The sequence below is a fragment of the Streptomyces sp. NBC_01116 genome (genome assembly GCF_041435495.1).
In the GTDB taxonomy this organism is placed as follows: domain Bacteria; phylum Actinomycetota; class Actinomycetes; order Streptomycetales; family Streptomycetaceae; genus Streptomyces.
Genome location: NZ_CP108644.1, coordinates 4,118,033 through 4,135,058 on the forward strand (window position 1 = coordinate 4,118,033; position 17,026 = coordinate 4,135,058).

Sequence of the window (17,026 nt, forward strand, 5' to 3'; positions counted from 1 at the left end):
TCGAAAGTCCCGCCTGCTCGGCGACCCTCCGGGCGGACGGCGCTGCTTTCGAAACACACCCTAGAGCCGGCGTACCCACCGAGCGGCCTCATCGGGCGTACGGGCCACCGGCACCCCTTCCGGTACCGGTGGCCGCCGGACCACGACGACGGGAATCCCGGCCTCGCGGGCGGCGGTGAGCTTGGGGGCGGTGGCGTCCCCACCGCTGTCCTTGGTGACGAGCACATCGATCCGATGGCGGCGGATGAGCTCGCGCTCCCCGGGGAGATCGAACGGCCCCCGGTCGAGCAGCACCTCCATCCGGGCCGGACAGGGCGGCTCCGGCGCGTCTACGGACCGCACGAGGAACCACAACGCGTCGAGTCCCGCACCGGCGAAGGCGGCGAGCCCCATCCGCCCGGTGGTGAGGAAGACCCGCTCACCCAGCGCGGGCAGCAGTCCGGCGGCCTCGGCGAGCGTTCCGGCGGTGTGCCAGCGGTCGCCGTCGAGGGCGACCCAGCCGGGCCGGCGGAGGGCGAGGAGGGGAACATGGGCCTGTGCGGCGGCCTCGGCCGCGTTCCGGCTCATGGTCGCGGCGAAGGGGTGGGTGGCATCGACGACGGCGTCCACACCGTGCTCGCGGACCCAGGCGGCGAGCCCCTCGGCCCCTCCGAACCCGCCGACGCGCACGTCACCCGGCGGCAGCTTCGGCGAGGCGACGCGCCCGGCGAGCGAGGTGGTGACCCGGACCCCCGGGTGATGGGCGACCAGGTGCTCGGCCAGCCGCCGCGCCTCGGTCGTACCCCCCAGAACGAGAACATGCACGGGCAGAACAGGCAGCATCGGAACGGACTCTCTCATGAACGCTGAGGCGCGGGGCGGTCGCAGTGCCCAACTCAAACACACCGGCCTGCGCCCCGGCTGGACGACCGGCTCCTGTGCGACGGCGGCGACGACCGCCGCGTACACGGCCCTGCTGACCGGCGACTTCCCGGACCCGGTGACCATCACCCTGCCGAAGGGCCAGACACCGGCGTTCGCGCTGGCGGTGGAGGAGCTGACGGCCGGGCCGGACGAGAAAGTGGCGACCGCCGGAGTGGTGAAGGACGCGGGCGACGACCCGGACGTGACGCACGGGGCACTGGTCCGGTCGACCGTACGGAGACTGCCTCCCGGTTCCGGTGTGGTGTTCCGGGCGGGCCCGGGCGTGGGCACGGTCACCCTCCCCGGCCTGCCGCTGGACGTCGGCGAGCCCGCGGTGAACCCGGTCCCGCGCCGGCTGATGCGCGAGCACGTGGAGCGGGTGGCGGCGGAGCACGGCGGGACGGGGGACGTGGAGATCACGGTCTCGGTCGACCACGGCGAGGAGATCGCCCGCTCGACGTGGAACGGCCGGCTCGGCATCCTGGGCGGCCTGTCGATCCTGGGCACCACGGGGGTGGTGGTCCCGTACTCCTGCTCGGCGTGGATCGACTCGATCCGCCGGGGCGTGGACGTGGCGCGGGCGGCGGGCCTGACCCATGTGGCGGGCTGCACGGGCTCGACGTCGGAGAGGACGGTGGTGTCGGAGTACGGCCTGCCGGACATCGCGCTGCTGGACATGGGCGACTTCGCGGGCGCGGTCCTGAAATACGTACGCCGCCACCCCGTCGCCCGCCTCACGATCTGCGGCGGCTTCGCGAAGCTCTCCAAACTGGCCGCGGGCCACCTCGACCTCCACTCGGCCCGCTCCCAGGTCGACAAGCCCTTCCTGGCCGGCCTGGCCCGGACGGGCGGGGCGGACGAGGACCTGGCTTCCCGGATCGCCACCGCCAACACGGGCCTGGAGGCCCTGCGCCTGTGCGAGGCGGCGGGCGTCCCGCTGGGCGACCTGGTGGCGTCACGGGCCCGCGACGAAGCCCTCGCCGTGCTGCGGGGCGCGCCGGTCGCGGTCGACGTGATCTGCATCGACCGGGCGGGGGTGGTGGTGGGGCGGGGGTAGGGCGGCGGAGCGACGGGCTCCGACGCTCCGCACGATCGAAGGTGTGTCAGCCGCACGGTCTACGCTGCACACAAGCCGTTGCGACCTGGGCGCATCAGACTGGACGCTGTTCCCTCAGGGCACTTACGCCGCCCGGCGATCTGCTACCCGATAGGTTCATCCCATGTCCGGCCGTCTTCTGGAACTACACGTCGAAAACTTCCGCAGCCTTCGTGATGTGACGATCCCTCTCGGACCGCTCACCGTCCTGGTAGGCCCCAACGGGGTGGGCAAGTCGAACGTACTCAAGGTGTTCGACTTCCTTGCCGCGATCATCCGGACTGACCTGCAGCCGGCGCTCGACGAGTGCGGCGGATTCGACGAAGTGGCCTTCTGGGGGGGCGAGAAACCGCCCACGTCCCTGGCGATTCGCCTCACAGCGGACTGGACCACGCATGCGAGCGCGAAAGCCCCTGACGAGTACTCGCTGACCATTCGCAGGCGCTCCCTGCCTGGCCGCAGCGATTCCTACACCTTGTCACGCCAAGAGAGCTTTCAGTTCAAGCGCACTCAGGGCCGGGGCCGCCGGATCAAGATTTCCGGCGATGAGGCCCGAGTAGTGAACGAGCGGGCGGGCCGTGAGTCCGACGGAGGCAAGTTCGGTATCCAACGGCTGAGCAGTGGCCTGTCCACCCTGCCTCGGCTGGGACGGTCGGACGGTGGGGAGGAAGTGGCGAGGGTCGCCGAGCGCTTGTCATCCTTCAGGGTCTTCGACGTGGACGTCACGGCTGCTCGACAGCCGACACGCACGCACTCGATCAAAGCCGGCCGACTGGAGCCGCACGCGAAGAACCTCGCAGCATTCCTGATCCAGCTCAGCACCGACGAAGAACGCTGGGAACATCTGACGCACGATGCCCGCCGCATTCTTCCGCAGCTGGATGCCATCGAGTTCGAACAGGTCGGGGGCTTCGCCGATCGCCTGGCGGTGGTGCTTCGCGAACGCGGCCTGCGCCGACCCACGCCGCTGGCCGACGCCTCGTTCGGGACCGTACGGCTTCTGGGTCTCCTGGCCATGCTCTACGACCCTCAGCCCCCGGCCCTGACGTGCGTCGAAGAGATCGACCACGGCCTGCACCCTCAAGCTCTCGAGCTCATCGTGGAACGGATGAGGGAAGCCTCGGCGCGAACGCAGTTCATCGTGGCGACCCACTCTCCCGCACTCGTCGACAGACTGGAGCCTCACGAATTCATCGTGTGCGACCGGGACGAGGACGGGGCCTCGATCATTCCCGCCCTGACAACGGCCGAGATCCAGACGATCGTTGCGGAGACAGGCGACCAGCCACTCGGCGAACTGTGGTTCTCCGGAGTGCTGGGGGGCGACCTGACAGAGGACGAGCTGTGAATCGCAGGCGGATATCGAAGCCGTCCGGCCGGGGCATCGTCGTGCTCGCGGGCGAAAGCGCGAACGACCGTCGCATGCTGGCCGCGTTCATCAAGGCCGCCCACCCGGCCCTTGCTGCCGCCGTCACCCTCACCGAGATCACCGATCCGGTACGCCTTCGGAAGAAGTCGGGCGCTGAACTGGTCACGGCAGCCAACAGCCTGGTCAGCAAGGCACGCGGGAAAGCCCGTCTGAAAGCCGGCGAGTTCGTCGGGATCGCCGTGCACGAGGACATGGATGCCTGCCCCGGCCCTGCTTACGACACCGCGCGAAAGTCTGTCTCGGCCGCGCTGGGCAAGGCGTCCGGCGACTCCTCATCCGTATACGCGCTGGCCGCCGCCGAGTCCGAAGCGTGGCTCCTTCTCTTTCCCGAGGCGTTCACGCTCCACCGGGCATCCTGGAAGATTCCAGCGACGTGGAAAGGCAAGGACAGCGGGCGTCGCCAGAACCCCAAGGAAGATCTCGAAGGTCTCCTCACGAGCCCACGCTTCAGGGAGAGCGACGGCCCGGAGATCGTATCGGCGGCTCTGGCGAAGGGGCTGCTCACCGAGCCCAAGGGGTCGAATCGTTCCTACCAGGATTTCATCGCGGACATCCGCGACTGGAAGGTTCCCCGCCCACCAGGCCGCTGACCTCGCCCCTGAACCGGGACCGCTCGGCCGCCTGCCCCTCATTGGGCCTTCTCGCACGCGTACCGCCGGGCCAGGCCCTCGGCTACGCATGGACACAGGAGATGGCCTCACACACCAGTTGATCGCGGGGCTCGGAAGACCGCACTCGGCCCGAACGCATGATCGGCCCACGAGTTCCTGCCGGTCGCGGGGCAGCCCGCTACGAAGCCCCGGCTTCCCCGGGCAGCCCCGCAGCCGCCGCGGCAGCCAGCCGCCCCCGCCACCCGTCCGGATCGCGTCCGGCCTCCACGGCGGCCGCCGCGTCGTCAGCGAGGTCGACGCCGAGGTCCGCGGCCCGGCGCTCGGCCCAGCGGGCCCAGGCGGCGGCCTGCTGGCAGTCCGGGCACTCGGTCTCCTCGCCCATGGCCCGGAAGACGTGCTCGGTCCCGGGCCCCGCGCAGGTGACGAGGGGCGCGACGTATCGGGGAACGGCAGGCGGGGGCGGGGGCGTCGGTTCCGAGGGCGGGCGCACCGGCTCGACAGCGAGTACGGGGGCGGCGGCTTCGGGCATCTTCTGCTCCAGCCGGTGCCGCAGGAACCCCACGGCACACCGGACCCCGTCCTGCGGAAGATTGCTGCTCAGCACCCGCCGCAGCTCACCTCCGGAGACTCCGCGCCGCAGCCACTCCACCGCCTGCGCGACCAGCGAACGAGCCTCGGCGACACCGAGGCGGAGTCCGTGACTCGCGTGCCGCAGCGACAGCAACACCTGCTCCGCGTAGGCTTCTTCAGCCGTCAACGGCCCCAACACCGATGCCGCGTCGGCGACTGCCTCCGTGACCGCTTCCGTGACCGCTTCGATGTCCGGGGGTTCGGTGGGTGGGTGGGAAGTGTTCTTCGCCCGTTCTTCGTCTACCGGTAGTTGATGACCGACGGTCCGGGACCCCGGCCGGCCGACGGTCGGAAACCGCGCACTCGGAGACGAGGCGACACCCACGCCGACACCCGCGTCGCACCACACGGCGACGACCTCGGCCTCGGCCAACGGCACGTTGGCGAACAACTGCTGCGTGGCCCAGCGCCCACGCTCCCCGCAGACCCGGCGCTCATGCACGAACCCGCACAGGACCAACTGCTCCTTGGCCCGCTGGAACGCCCGCCCCCTGATGCCCAGCTTCCTGGCATGCTCGGACAACGCCAGATCCGTACAGCCGTCCGGCAACCCCTGAACGTAGAGAATCAGAACCTTCGCGTCACTGCACAGACGCGGATGACGCACGACGTCGTGCGAAGCCTTCGTGTAGCGCCGAGAGGGCGCGATAGCATGCCAAAGCATCCCGGTGGGACTCGCGTTTCCACTAGTTGGGTGAAGGCCCTCGGCTCGGTGCTCGATACACCACCGGGGGCCGCCCCATGCGCGGGTACACACAGAGCGTGATGACGCGATCACCGTACCGCAGCCGGGAAGGCGCGCGGACCAGAATGCGGAACACCCCACTCGACCAGGTGACTTACTGATTCCGTGGTCGCATGCGCGAGGACGACCACACACCCGGGACGCATCCGTATCCCCCGCGTCCCCTGCTCCTCCTGGACGTGGACGGCGTACTGAACCCCTTCGCCGCCCCGACCTGCCCACCCGGCTACCGCGAGCACGGCCTCTTCCCCGACGACGACCCCCCGGTCCGCCTGAACGACGCGCACGCCCCGTGGCTCGCGCTCCTCGCGGGCCGCTTCGACCTGGCCTGGGCCACCGGCTGGGAGGACGAGGCGAACACCTACCTGGCCCCGTTCCTCGGCCTCCCCCGCCTGCCGGTGGTCCGCTTCCCTCCGGTCCCTTTCGCTCCGGCGGAGAAGGTGCCGCCGATCGCGGCCTTCGCGGGGGACCGCCCGACCGCCTGGGTGGACGACGCGCACACCCCGGAAGCCCGGGAATGGGCCGAACTCCGTACGGCACCGACGCTGCTGGTCGCCACGGACCCGGCGCAGGGGCTGACGGAGGAGACGGTGAGAACGCTGCTGAGCTGGTGAGAGCGGGGCATCGGCGACGACGCGCGTCACCACAACACCGCTTGTCACCACACCAGTTACGGTAAACCTCATGTCACACGACACGACGCGTCTCCACCACGTGGGCCACATCGTCCGGGACTTGGCCGAGGCGAGCGCCCTGTACGGGCGGCTCGGCTTCGTCGTGCCGCCGCCGAGCTGTCCGACGATGCCGCGGAGCGAAGGCGCGGCGCCCGAGCCCTTCGGGGCGGCCAATACGCACGCCGACTTCCCGGACTCCTTCCTCGAACTCGCGACCTGCGTGGACGGCCCCGGACGTCTGCCCGCCGATACGCGCCTCGTCCCCCTGGAGGCCCCGGCGGAGGTGCTGGAGCAGCTGGTGGAGCGGATCGGGGAGACGAGCGCCCATCTGGCCGCCTACCTCGATCGTTTCCAGGGCCTGCACATCCTCATGTTCTCGTCGCCCGCCATCGACGAGGCGGCCGCGCGTCTGACGGCCGTGGGCGTACGGCACGGTGGGGTCAACACCGTACGGCGGGCGGCGCCTTCGGGAGCCGACTCCCCGGTCGAGACCATCCGCTACCTGGAGATCGACGACGTGCGGGAGCCGGGCACGGGCCCGGGTGCCGGAACCGTCCCGGAGGGCAGGGTGGGCATCGTCGCCGATCTCGACCCGGGCATCCAGTCCGCACGCCACCTGGACCATCCCAACGGGGCGACGGGCCTGGCCGAGGCGACGCTGTGCGTGGCGGACGAGGATCTGGCCGCCACGCGTCACCGGTACGCGACCTACCTGGGACGCCACCCTCGTCAGGAGCGCGAGGCCCTGATCTTCGATCTCGACGGGGCGGCGCTGAAGATCATCCCGAAGTCGGCCCTGCCGACGACCCTGCCAGGCGAGGAACTGCCCGAGCTCCCGGCTCTGGTGGCGTACACCGTGACGGTGCGCGACCTGCCCCTGGCCCGGGACCTGCTCCACCGCAACGACATCCCGGTGCGGGAAACACCGACCGGCGACTTCTTCGTACCGGCGAAGGTGGCGCTCGGCACGGCGGTCGTCTTCCGCGCGGGTTGATGCGGCCCGATCAACCGCCTCGTCCGGCCACGACCCCCGCGCAGAAGAGGCAGAAGCAGCAGGAGGATTCGGCCGCCCCCGCCGTCACCTCCGCCAGAACAGGTGGTGCGTCATGCCGCTCGGGCTCGGAACGACCTCCAGGTGGTACCGGTCGAGCAGCTCGTCGGGCGACTCCCACAGGCGCAGGCCCGTGCCCAGCTCCACCGGCGCGACCGCCACGTGCAGGGTGTCGACCAGTCCGGCGTCGAGGAACTCACGGACCGTGGTGACTCCGCCGCCGAGCCGCACGTCCTTGCCGTCCGCCGCTTCCCGCGCCTGGTCGAGGACGGTCGCCGGGTCGCCGTCGACGAAGTGGAACGTGGTGTCCGACAGGGTGAGCGTCGGGCGCTTGTGGTGGGTCATCACGAACACCGGGGTGTGGAAGGGGGGTTCCTCTCCCCACCAGCCCTGCCACTCGTGGTTCTCCCACGGGCCGCGCTGCGGGCCGAACTTGTTGCGCCCCATGATCTCGGCGCCGATGTTGTGGGCGAAGTCCCGCGTGAGGTAGTCGTCCAGGCCCCGGGTCCCACCCGGTTCCGTGCGGTTCGGCCAGCTCGCCGTCGCCCCGGCCCAGGAGAAGAGCCGCTCGGGGTCGACGTGACCGAACGGCCGCTCCAGCGACTGCTCCTCGCCGGCGGCGATACCGTCGCTCGACACCGTGAAGTTCTGGACTCTCAGCAGCTGGGGCACGGGCTTCTCCTGCTTCTGTGCGGTCAACGACGGTGGTGAGACTCCCCGGGGAGGGAAAACTCATCGGTCGAGGGCAGAGATCACCTCTCTCCGCCCCTCCGTTCCCCTCCTCTTCCTCACCTCACCACACCGCACGCGCCTCAGCGATCCATGGGAGTCCTCGTGAGCGATCAGTCCGGCCGCCCGGCCCGTAAGCCGTTCCTGTACGTCGTGGTCTGCGCGGCCGGGGTCGCCCGCGACGTCGACCTGCTGTTCACCGCCGCCCAGGACGCCGGCTGGGAGGTGGGCGTCGTCGCCACACCGCAGGGGCTCGGGTTCCTCGACCCGGCGGCCGTCGAGGCCCGGACCGGATACCCGGTCCGCTCCGCCTGGCGCTCCCCCGGCGACCCGCGCCCGCTGCCCGACCCGGATGCCATCGCCGTCGCGCCCGCCACGTTCAACACCATCAACAAGTGGGCGGCCGGGATCTCGGACACCCTGGCCCTCGGCATCCTCTGCGAGGCGTACGGGCTCGGCGTCCCCACCGCCGTCCTCCCGGCGGTGAACTCCGCCCTCGCCGCGCACCCCGCGTACGTCGAGAGCCTGCGGAGGCTGCGCGGCATGGGCGTCCTCGTCAGCACCCGTACACCGCACACACCCAAGTCCGGTGCAGCGGCGCCCTTTCCGTGGGAGGACGCCCTGGAGCTGCTCGCGCCCGGACTCTCCGCGGGGACCTGAACGCCTGCGGCCGGGGTCCGGCGAGAGCGCTGCACCCTGGAGGAAAGTACTTTCCTCCAGGGAAAGTACATGCCATCATGACGAGTCAGCAGCTCACCCGCGCCCCGGAAGGCCCCCGCATGCCCATGCCCTCTTCGCCGCTCCCCTCGCCGTCGCGGGAGAACGAGACCGGCCGCCCCGACGCCTCGGCGGAGTACGCGGCCGGCGCGCTGAGCGACGTACGGCTGGCGCAGCAGCGGGCCGGGCTCCGGGCGGGCATGACGCCTGCCTGGTACGGGCCGGCCGCCGCGGTCGCCCTGGTGGGGCCGAGCGTGGTGCGGGCCTGGAGCGACGGCCGGGGTGGAGCCGCGACGGTGATCGCGCTGCTCGTGTCGGTGCTCGGGCTCGGCGTCGTCGTCGCGCTCGCGCGGGCCGCCCGGCGGGGGGCCGGGGTCCTGGTGGCGCGGTCCTGGTCCTCGCGACTGCGGCGGAGCCGGGTTGTCCTGCCCGTCGTCCTCGCGGCCGGGGCAATCGCGGGAATCACCTGCTGGGCGGCCGGGGCGAGCCAAGCCGCCACCCAGATCGGCGTGTTCGGAGTATGGGGGCTCGGCGTCTGGGGCGCTTGCCTCCTTCGTAACGCGGCCATCCGGCGTGCTCTGCGGGATCTCGCGTGAGCGGCAGAGCCGGCCGGAGCGACAGACCCGCGCAGGACGAGCCCCCCGCACTGGACGGCGTCATCCACCATCCGACCCGGCTGGCCCTCGTCGCCTTCCTCTCCGCCTGCGACGAGGCCGAGTTCGCCGCCGTGCGCGACGGGTGCCAGGTCTCCGACTCGGCCCTCAGCAAGAACGCCTCCGCACTGGAGGCCGCGGGCTACCTCCACGTACGCAAGGGGCACGTCGGCAAGCGGCCCCGGACCTGGCTGTCCCTCACTCCTGCCGGGCGACAGGCGTTGGCCCGGCACCTCGCGGCGCTCCAGGACCTGGTGGACGCCTCTCGGCGCGCGGCGGGCTCGGTCGGCGCGTAGCACCGCCGCCCCCGTGCGCGGACGTCGAGGGGGCGATTTCCGGCCAGGGCGGCGAGGCGGCGAGACCGACCACGGCAGGGGGGCGTCAGAGTGGACGGCCGGCGCGCCGGTCCGCGGGCCCAGTCAGTGGGCCGGTCCGCGCGGGCCAGTCAGTGGGCCCGTCAACACCGCCCCTGCACGGCCCACGGCTGCGTCCCGTCGACGAAATTTCGCTGCCCGATAAGGTAATGGCCGAATAAAGAGATCGCCAAGTGCGCGCGCGCCGCCGCGCATCTCGGGAGGAAGCCATGGGAACCCGCCGCACGTCACTGCCCGGAGTGGGCGCTCAGTACGACTTCACCACCGAGACGGGCCAGCACATTTCGGTCGTCGTCCACCACGACGGTCGCCGGTTCATCGGGTTCTACGAACAGGACGATCCTGATTCGTGCCAACTCTCCGTCCCTCTGACGACGACCGAGGCCACCGCGCTCGCGCACCTCATCGATCCGGCGCCCATCGACGCCGTACGGACCGATGGCATCGACCTCGTCACCGAGCACATCCCGCTCGGGTCCCGCTCCCCGTACGGCGGGCGGCTGCTGGGGGAGACGCGGGCACGGACACGGACCGGGGCGTCCATCGTGGCGGTGCTGCGCACCCACAGCGCGCACCCGTCGCCGGAACCGGATTTTCGACTGGCCATCGGGGACACGCTCGTCGCCGTCGGTACGCGTGAGGGCGTCGACGCGCTCTCCGAGATCATTGCGGAGGGCTGACCGTGCATGACACGACTGCGTTGCTGGTGGAGCTGGGAGCCGTCATCCTCGGGCTGGGGCTCGTGGGGCGGTTCGCCGGGCGGATAGGCCTCTCCCCGATCCCGCTCTACCTCCTCGCCGGGCTGGCGTTCGGGCACGGAGGGCTGATTCCGCTCAAGGCCAGCGAAGAGTTCACGATGGTGGGCGCCGAGATCGGCGTCATCCTGCTGCTGCTCCTGCTGGGGCTCGAGTACAGCGCGTCCGAGCTGGTCCACAGCCTCAAGACGCAATACCCCTCCGGCGCCGTGGACTTCGTGCTCAACGCGACGCCCGGCGCGGTCGCGGCCCTGATGCTCGGCTGGGGCCCCGTCGGCGCGGTCGCGCTCGCCGGAGTCACCTGGATCTCGTCGTCCGGCGTGATCGCCAAGGTCATGACCGATCTCGGCCGGCTCGGCAACCGCGAAACCCCGGTCATCCTCGGCGTCCTCGTCATGGAGGACCTGGCGATGGCGATCTACCTGCCGCTGCTCACGGCCATGCTCGCCGGGGTCAGTCTGGCCGGCGGCAGCCTCGCGCTCGTGATCGCGCTCGGGGCCGTCGGACTCGTCCTCTACCTGGCGCTCCGCCACGGCCGCCTGATCAGCCGCGCGGTCTCCTCCGACAACCCGGAGATGCTGCTCCTGGTCGTCCTCGGCCTCACCGTCCTGGTGGCCGGCGTCGCCCAGCAGCTCCAGGTGTCCGCGGCCGTCGGCGCGTTCCTCGTCGGCATCGCGCTCTCCGGCGAGGTGGCCGAGGGCGCGCGCAAGCTGCTCACCCCGCTGCGGGACCTGTTCGCCGCCGTGTTCTTCGTCTTCTTCGGGCTCTCCACCAACCCGGCCGACATCCCGCCGGTACTGCTGCCCGCGGCCCTGCTGGCCATCATCACCACCTTCACCAAGATCGCCACCGGCTACTACGCGGCCCGGCGCGCCGGAGTCGGCTCGCGCGGCCGCTGGCGGGCGGGCGGCACCCTCGTGGCGCGCGGTGAGTTCTCCATCGTCATCGCCGGTCTGGCCGTGGCCACCGAGCCGCGCATCGGCCCCATCGCCACCGCGTACGTCCTGATCCTCGTCATCGTCGGCCCGCTCACCGCCCGGTGGACGCAGCCCCTCGCGGCGAAGATCGAGGCCCGGCGCGGCGGCGGGGACGGAAAGGGGACGGGCAAGGGTACGGACACGGACACGGGTACGGGTACGGGTACGGGTACGGGCACGGGTGGCGCCGACAACGAGCCCGTCGCGAAGTCCGCTCCCGAGCGCCGGCTTGCCTCGCACGACGACCTCACACCCGAACCGGCGGGCGAGACGCGCGACTAGCCGCCTCCTCCGCCCCCATCCCACGACGAAGCCCCCGGACGCCTTCAGCGCGTCCGGGGGCTTCGCTTCGTCGTGGGATGGGGACACCCGCCGCCCACCTCTACACCACTGTAGAGTTACACCGGTTTCCGGTCCGGATTCGCACCGCAACGTAGGGAGACGTCATGGCTCTGTGGGACCGCATCAAGGAATCCGCGTCATCGATGCAGACGCAGCTGGAGGCGAAGAAGAACGACCTGAAGTCGGGGTCGTTCCGGGACGCGAGCATGGCCATGTGCGCTCTCGTCGCCGCCGCCGACGGCTCCATCGACCCGTCGGAGCGCCAGCGCGTCGCGACGCTCATCTCGACCAACGACGTCCTGCGGAACTTCCCCGCCGACGACCTGCAGCGCCGCTTCAACGCCTACGTCGACCAGCTCACCGCCGACTTCGCGTTCGGCAAGGTCAGCGTGCTCCAGGAGATCGCCAAGGCGAAGAAGAAGCCCACCGAGGCCCGTGCCGTGGTCCAGATCGGCATCGTCATCGGCGGCGCCGACGGCGACTTCGACCCGTCCGAGCAGGCCGTCGTGCGGGAGGCGTGCTTCGCGCTCGACCTGCCGCCGCACGAATTCGACCTGTAGGACCCGCCGGACCGCCGGTGCGGTCGCGCGGGCCTGCCGACCACCGGCCCGCGCCCCCGTCCCCACCGGCAGGCCGGGGGCGCGTCACCCCTCTGAGCGCCCCCGGCCACACCTTCCGCCCACCGGTACGCAGCCGCACGCCGTCCGTCACAGCTCCTTGGCCGGCCAGTCCAGCAGCCGGGCCCCGATGACCGCCGTCTGGAGGCTGTAGCGGTGCATCGGATCCGAAGGGTCCGACCCGGTCAACTGGTGGATACGCTCCAGGCGATACGTCAAGGCCCGTACGCTCAGAGCCAGTCGGCGGGCGGTCTCGGCAGCGACACAGCCCGCGTCGAAGTAGACCGCCAGCGTGTTCAGCAGCGGTTCGGCGCCGCCTCTCGCCTTCTGGAGCGGGCCCAGCTCGCTGCGCACCAGATCGGCCATCGCCTGGCGGTCCCGGGTCAGCACCGGGTAGACCATGAGGTCCGAGGCGTACAGCACCGGCTCGTCCATCCCCATCCGGTCCGCCAGGTCGAGGGCTTCGAGCGCCTCGTCGTACGAGTGGACCACCCCGCCGGGGCCCTTGTGCGGGCGGCCGACCGCGACCTGGCCGCCGTCCGTCGCCGCGTGCGCCTGCTTGGCGAAGTAGCGCAGGACGTCGGGCTGACTGCCCGGCGCGATGCAGACGATCCGGCCGTCCTTCGTCGTCAGCAGGATCTTGCGGCCGCTGAACCGCGTCAGCAGCGCCGCCTCCACACTGCGCGGCACCGCGTCCGTCTCCGTGTACGCCTCCGGGCCCGATGCCACCGCCACCGCGTGCGCCCGGGAAAGCCGCAGGCCGAAGCGGGTCGCCCGCTCCGCGAGCCGCACCAGATCGCTGCGCCCGTAGAGCAGGTCGTCGATGAACTCCCGGCGCGCCGCCTCCTCCCGCCGTACGGTGAGCCGCTGGGCACGCTCGAACCCCTCGGCGAACGCGTCGACCGCCTGCTCCACCGCGGCGAGGACGGCGTCGGTCACGGCAGGGGAGTTTCCGGCAGCGGCGCGCGGCCAGGCCTCACGGGTCTGTGCCAGATGCATCGTCACCAGAGCGCGCAGCTGGTGACCCGCGTCCGCCGCCGCACGGCCCAGCGCACGGCGGGCCTCCAGTTCGTTACGTGTCAGGCGGCGGCCGGTGAGGGCGACTTCACCCAGAATGTGGGCATAATTTCCCAGTACTTCCTCGGGAATCCTCGGCTCGGCCACGCGCTCTCCTTCAGCCTTGCAACAGTCCTGTCATTTCCCCAACGCACACGGAGTGGTGCCGGTGCCCGGCATTAGCAAGGCGTAAAGATTGCCGGGTTCCGGCAATGCGCTGCACGGGCCCCGGATGACACGATCAGGTCAGCAACAACACGGGGGAAGCACACGGGGGAAGCACGGGGGAGTACGGGGAACGGGGGGCGGAATCCTCTCTCGGACCGTTCCCGGACCGTCCACGGGGGATCGGGACGGTCCGGGAACGGAACCGGGACGGTCCGGGACAGGGACGGTCCGGGGTCCTGGACCCGGCGGGCGGAGTCTCAGGGGGGGGGGGAACGACCCGGCCGACGCGGCAGATTCGGACAACGCCGCAGCGCCGGGGCCTTCAGCCGCCCGCCGCACGCCGGCCACCGGCCGAACCGGCCGCGCGCCACCCCCGTACCGGATCACACGGAAGCGCACCGCCCCAAGGCCCGTGCGCAGAACCGCAGGGGGTGGGACCGATGAACGAATTCCTGAGCGCGGCACTCGGATTCCCCGCCGTCATCTTCGGCGCCGCTCTGGTGGTCGTCGTCTGCTTCTGGCTGCTGGTGCTCGCCGGGGCCGCCGGCCACGACTCCTTCGACGCGGACCTGGACACCGGTCCGGCCGGTCTCGGCGGTGTCCCGGTCTCCGTCTCGGTCTCCCTGCTGGTCGTCTTCGCCTGGTTCGGCAGCACGACCGGCACGGTCCTGCTGCGTCGGAGCGAGACCGGCAGCACCACCCGCGCCGTGCTCGCCGTCGCCGTTCTCGCCGGGTCGCTGTTGCTCGCCTGGGCGGCCGTCCGCCTCCTCGTCCACCGCTTCCGCCGGTACTTCCCGGCGGAACCTCCGCCATCGCGGCTGGACTTCGTCGGGAGCGTCTGCACGATCCGCACCGGCTCCGTCACCGCGACGTTCGGCCAGGCCGAGGTCGTGTCCCACGACGGATCGACGGCCATCGTGCAGGTCCGGACGGCCGAGCCGTTCCCGACCCCCTCCCGGCACTCCGGGCCCGCCGCGGAGGAAGCGCCGCTCGTCATGGGCGGTTCCGGACTTCTCTACGCGTACGACGAGGACGGCGAGTTCTTCTGGGTCTCGCCCTACGACGCGGCGCTCGACCCAGGTCCGAACGCCCGGCCGCACGAACTGCCGGGCGGGGCGACCGGCTGACCCGGCCGATCCGGGTGTCCCGGCCGACTTGTCCCGACCGGCCGACCCGGCCGGGACACCGGGACACCGGGACCCGGCACCCGGATTTCAGGGCTCCGGGTACCGCCGTCGCCGCCGCCCACCGGTCGCCCGTCTCCGTCATGGCCGCCCGTCTCCGTGAGGGCCGGCCGTCTCCGTGAGGGCCGGCCGGCCACCCCTACTTCGCTTGCGCCCTTCCGTACCGACAAGCCGCCAAGGACTCTTCAATGGATGCCATCTCCTTGGGCATCGGCGTGCTCATCGCCGTTGTCCTGCTCATCGTCATCGCCATCGCCTTCGTCATCACCCGGCTGTTCCGCAAGGTCGAGCAGGGCAAGGCGCTGATCATCTCCAAGACCAAGAAGGTCGACGTCACCTTCACCGGAGCCGTCGTCCTGCCCGTGCTCCACAAGGCCGAGACGATGGACATCTCGGTGAAGAAGATCGAGATCCACCGCGCCGGACGCGAGGGGCTGATCTGCCAGGACAACATCCGCGCCGACATCCAGATCACGTTCTTCGTCCGGGTCAACAAGACCGTCGAGGACGTCATCAAGGTCGCCCAGTCCATCGGAACGGCACGGGCCAGCGACAAGGCCGCCATCCAGGAGTTCTTCGCCGCGAAGTTCTCCGAGGCGCTCAAGACCGTCGGCAAGCAGCTCGACTTCGTCGACCTGTACACGAAGCGCGAGGAGTTCCGGGACCGGATCATCCAGGTCATCGGCACCGACCTGAACGGCTACCACCTCGACGACGCCGCGATCGACTTCCTTGAGCAGACCCCGATGGCCCAGCTCGACGGGGCCAACATCCTGGACGCCCAGGGCATCCGGAAGATCACCGAGCTGACGGCGATCGAGCACGTGCGCACCAACGAGTTCCAGCGCACCGAGCAGAAGGAGATCACCCGCCAGAACGTCGACGCCCGCGAGACCATCCTGGAGCTGGAGCGCCGGCAGGCCGAGGCGGAGATCAAGCAGCGCCGCGAGGTCGAGACGCTGCGGGCCCGTGAGGAGGCGGCCACCGCCCGGGTGCAGGAGGAGGAGCGGCTCGGTTCGCAGACCGCGTTCATCAGGACCGAGGAGCAGCTCGGCATCCAGCGCGAGAACCAGGCGCGGGAGATCGCCGTCGCGCAGAAGAACCGCGAGCGCGTCATCGCCGTCGAGAGCGAGCGCATCGAGAAGGACCGGATGCTGGAGGTCATCGGTCGCGAGCGCGAGACCGAGCTGAACCGGATCGCCGCCACGAAGGAGGTCGAGGCCGAGCGCCGCGAGGTCGCCGACGTCATCCGGGAGCGGATCGCGGTGGACCGCACGGTCGCGGAGCAGGAGGAGTCGATCCTCACCCTGCGCGCCGTCGAGGACGCCGAGCGGTCCCGCAGGGCGGTCATCATCGCGGCCGAGGCGGAGGCCCAGGAGAAGCTGGTCAAGGACATCAAGGCGGCCGAGGCGGCGGAGGCGGCGTCCACGCACCTGGCGGCGGAGCAGCTCACGCTCGCCGAGGCCCGGCTCAAGACCGCGGACCTCGACGCCCAGGCCAAGCTGCGGCTCGCCGAGGGCATCCAGGCCGAGACGGCCGCTCCGGGGCTCGCCGCCGTACAGGTGCGGGAAGCGGAGGCGGACGTCACCGAGAAGGCCGGTCTCGCGGAGGCCGAGGCGACGGCGGCCCGGCTCAAGGCCGAGGCGGAGGGTTCGCGGCTCAAGGCGCTCGCCACGGCGGAGGGCACCGCGGCCCAGGCGACCGCCGACGCGGCGGTCATCGGCGAGAAGCTGAAGGCGGAGGCCGCGGGGCTCACGGAGAAGGCGGCCGCGATGGCGGCGCTGGACGAGGCGTCGCGCGGGCACGAGGAGTACCGGCTGCGGCTCGACGCGGAGAAGGAGATCCGGCTGGCCGGTCTCGACGTACAGCGGCAGGTCGCCGAGGCGCAGGCGACGATCCTGGCGACGGGCCTGGAGAACGCCGACATCGACATCGTCGGCGGCGACTCGGTCTTCTTCGACCGGCTCGTCTCGTCGGTCTCGCTCGGCAAGGCGGTGGACGGGTTCGTCGACAACTCGCGGACCGCGCAGGCGCTGGCGGGGCCGTGGCTGGACGGTTCGTCGTCCTTCACGGACGACCTCGGCCGGGTGCTGGGGTCGTTCTCCACGGGTGATGTGCAGAACCTGACGGTGTCGGCGCTGCTGATGCGGCTGATGGGGTCGCCGGGTGCGGCGTCGGGCCAGGTGGAGCAGTTGCTGGCGGCGGCGAAGGAGCTGGGGCTCGCGGATCTGCCGGTGGGGTCGGTGGCCGGTACGAAGGCCGCTCCCGCCCCGGTGTCGCTGAACGGGTCCGGGGCGAAGGGGTAGGCCCGCCCG

The 17,026-nt window shown here is 71.2% G+C and carries 17 protein-coding genes; 13 read left to right on the plus strand and 4 right to left on the minus strand.

What is annotated here, in order from left to right:
• Nucleotides 1-60: 60 nt before the first annotated feature.
• Nucleotides 61-822 carry a cobalt-precorrin-6A reductase gene (locus OG245_RS17920; protein ID WP_371624514.1) on the minus strand — a complete coding sequence of 254 codons (762 nt, stop codon included), beginning with the start codon at nt 820-822 and terminating at the stop codon, nt 61-63.
• A gap of 16 nt (nt 823-838) precedes the next feature.
• On the opposite strand from OG245_RS17920, the gene OG245_RS17925 reads away from it, so the two are divergent.
• The 3 genes from OG245_RS17925 (at nt 839) to OG245_RS17935 (ending at nt 4,018) form a co-directional block, all read left to right on the plus strand.
• Nucleotides 839-1,960: a cobalt-precorrin-5B (C(1))-methyltransferase gene (locus OG245_RS17925; RefSeq protein ID WP_371624515.1), complete on the plus strand. Its 1,122-nt coding sequence runs from the start codon at nt 839-841 to the stop codon at nt 1,958-1,960.
• A 163-nt stretch (nt 1,961-2,123) separates the two neighbouring features.
• On the plus strand, nt 2,124-3,347 hold the full coding sequence (locus OG245_RS17930) for an AAA family ATPase (protein ID WP_371624516.1): 1,224 nt from the start codon (nt 2,124-2,126) through the stop codon (nt 3,345-3,347).
• Complete coding sequence (locus OG245_RS17935) at nt 3,344-4,018, plus strand: hypothetical protein (RefSeq protein ID WP_371624517.1); 675 nt, start codon at nt 3,344-3,346, stop codon at nt 4,016-4,018. Before OG245_RS17930 ends, OG245_RS17935 begins: the two co-directional genes overlap by 4 nt.
• Nucleotides 4,019-4,217: 199 nt before the next feature.
• Here OG245_RS17935 and OG245_RS17940 read toward each other — a convergent pair whose 3' ends face one another.
• Nucleotides 4,218-5,333, minus strand: coding sequence for a hypothetical protein (locus tag OG245_RS17940; RefSeq protein ID WP_371624518.1), 1,116 nt, complete (start codon nt 5,331-5,333; stop codon nt 4,218-4,220).
• Between the two features lie 194 nt (nt 5,334-5,527).
• Between OG245_RS17940 and OG245_RS17945 the strand changes: the two genes are divergently transcribed.
• Both OG245_RS17945 and OG245_RS17950 read left to right on the plus strand, forming a co-directional pair.
• Nucleotides 5,528-6,028: an HAD domain-containing protein gene (locus tag OG245_RS17945; protein WP_371624519.1), complete on the plus strand. Its 501-nt coding sequence runs from the start codon at nt 5,528-5,530 to the stop codon at nt 6,026-6,028.
• A 70-nt stretch (nt 6,029-6,098) separates the two neighbouring features.
• Entirely contained in the window at nt 6,099-7,082 is a 984-nt protein-coding gene (locus OG245_RS17950; protein WP_371624520.1) for a VOC family protein, read from the plus strand.
• Between the two features lie 84 nt (nt 7,083-7,166).
• Here the strand turns inward: OG245_RS17950 and OG245_RS17955 are convergent, their stop codons facing one another.
• Entirely contained in the window at nt 7,167-7,811 is a 645-nt protein-coding gene (locus OG245_RS17955; protein WP_371624521.1) for a dihydrofolate reductase family protein, read from the minus strand.
• 150 nt (nt 7,812-7,961) lie between these two features.
• Here OG245_RS17955 and OG245_RS17960 point away from each other — a divergent pair, with 150 nt between their 5' ends.
• The 6 genes from OG245_RS17960 (at nt 7,962) to OG245_RS17985 (ending at nt 12,246) form a co-directional block, all read left to right on the plus strand.
• Nucleotides 7,962-8,528, plus strand: a complete 567-nt coding sequence (locus OG245_RS17960; protein WP_371624522.1) for a flavoprotein — start codon at nt 7,962-7,964, stop codon at nt 8,526-8,528.
• Nucleotides 8,529-8,605: 77 nt separating this feature from the next.
• Nucleotides 8,606-9,181 carry a hypothetical protein gene (locus OG245_RS17965; RefSeq protein ID WP_371624523.1) on the plus strand — a complete coding sequence of 192 codons (576 nt, stop codon included), beginning with the start codon at nt 8,606-8,608 and terminating at the stop codon, nt 9,179-9,181.
• On the plus strand, nt 9,178-9,534 hold the full coding sequence (locus OG245_RS17970) for a winged helix-turn-helix domain-containing protein (protein ID WP_371624524.1): 357 nt from the start codon (nt 9,178-9,180) through the stop codon (nt 9,532-9,534). Before OG245_RS17965 ends, OG245_RS17970 begins: the two co-directional genes overlap by 4 nt.
• Before the next feature lie 287 nt (nt 9,535-9,821).
• Nucleotides 9,822-10,292, plus strand: a complete 471-nt coding sequence (locus OG245_RS17975; protein WP_371624525.1) for a cation:proton antiporter regulatory subunit — start codon at nt 9,822-9,824, stop codon at nt 10,290-10,292.
• A gap of 2 nt (nt 10,293-10,294) precedes the next feature.
• Entirely contained in the window at nt 10,295-11,626 is a 1,332-nt protein-coding gene (locus OG245_RS17980; protein ID WP_371624526.1) for a cation:proton antiporter, read from the plus strand.
• A 164-nt stretch (nt 11,627-11,790) separates the two neighbouring features.
• Entirely contained in the window at nt 11,791-12,246 is a 456-nt protein-coding gene (locus OG245_RS17985; protein ID WP_215110340.1) for a tellurite resistance TerB family protein, read from the plus strand.
• 147 nt (nt 12,247-12,393) lie between these two features.
• Here the strand turns inward: OG245_RS17985 and OG245_RS17990 are convergent, their stop codons facing one another.
• A complete protein-coding gene (locus OG245_RS17990; protein ID WP_371624527.1) occupies nt 12,394-13,467 on the minus strand; it encodes a PucR family transcriptional regulator in 1,074 nt (357 codons plus the stop codon).
• Nucleotides 13,468-13,967: 500 nt separating this feature from the next.
• Here OG245_RS17990 and OG245_RS17995 point away from each other — a divergent pair, with 500 nt between their 5' ends.
• Both OG245_RS17995 and OG245_RS18000 read left to right on the plus strand, forming a co-directional pair.
• On the plus strand, nt 13,968-14,654 hold the full coding sequence (locus OG245_RS17995; RefSeq protein ID WP_371624528.1) for a hypothetical protein: 687 nt from the start codon (nt 13,968-13,970) through the stop codon (nt 14,652-14,654).
• 245 nt (nt 14,655-14,899) lie between these two features.
• A complete protein-coding gene (locus OG245_RS18000; RefSeq protein WP_371624529.1) occupies nt 14,900-17,017 on the plus strand; it encodes a flotillin family protein in 2,118 nt (705 codons plus the stop codon).
• The last annotated feature ends 9 nt before the right edge of the window (nt 17,018-17,026 follow it).

Bases quoted from the DNA above. Each gene is read 5' to 3' on its own strand.
- OG245_RS17920 (WP_371624514.1), bottom strand. From the start codon at position 822: ATGCTGCCTGTTCTGCCCGTGCATGTTCTCGTTCTGGGGGGTACGACC.
- OG245_RS17925 (WP_371624515.1), top strand. From the start codon at position 839: ATGAACGCTGAGGCGCGGGGCGGTCGCAGTGCCCAACTCAAACACACC.
- OG245_RS17930 (WP_371624516.1), top strand. From the start codon at position 2,124: ATGTCCGGCCGTCTTCTGGAACTACACGTCGAAAACTTCCGCAGCCTT.
- OG245_RS17940 (WP_371624518.1), bottom strand. From the start codon at position 5,333: ATGCTTTGGCATGCTATCGCGCCCTCTCGGCGCTACACGAAGGCTTCG.
- OG245_RS17945 (WP_371624519.1), top strand. From the start codon at position 5,528: ATGCGCGAGGACGACCACACACCCGGGACGCATCCGTATCCCCCGCGT.
- OG245_RS17950 (WP_371624520.1), top strand. From the start codon at position 6,099: ATGTCACACGACACGACGCGTCTCCACCACGTGGGCCACATCGTCCGG.
- OG245_RS17960 (WP_371624522.1), top strand. From the start codon at position 7,962: ATGGGAGTCCTCGTGAGCGATCAGTCCGGCCGCCCGGCCCGTAAGCCG.
- OG245_RS17965 (WP_371624523.1), top strand. From the start codon at position 8,606: ATGACGAGTCAGCAGCTCACCCGCGCCCCGGAAGGCCCCCGCATGCCC.
- OG245_RS17975 (WP_371624525.1), top strand. From the start codon at position 9,822: ATGGGAACCCGCCGCACGTCACTGCCCGGAGTGGGCGCTCAGTACGAC.
- OG245_RS17985 (WP_215110340.1), top strand. From the start codon at position 11,791: ATGGCTCTGTGGGACCGCATCAAGGAATCCGCGTCATCGATGCAGACG.
- OG245_RS17995 (WP_371624528.1), top strand. From the start codon at position 13,968: ATGAACGAATTCCTGAGCGCGGCACTCGGATTCCCCGCCGTCATCTTC.
- OG245_RS18000 (WP_371624529.1), top strand. From the start codon at position 14,900: ATGGATGCCATCTCCTTGGGCATCGGCGTGCTCATCGCCGTTGTCCTG.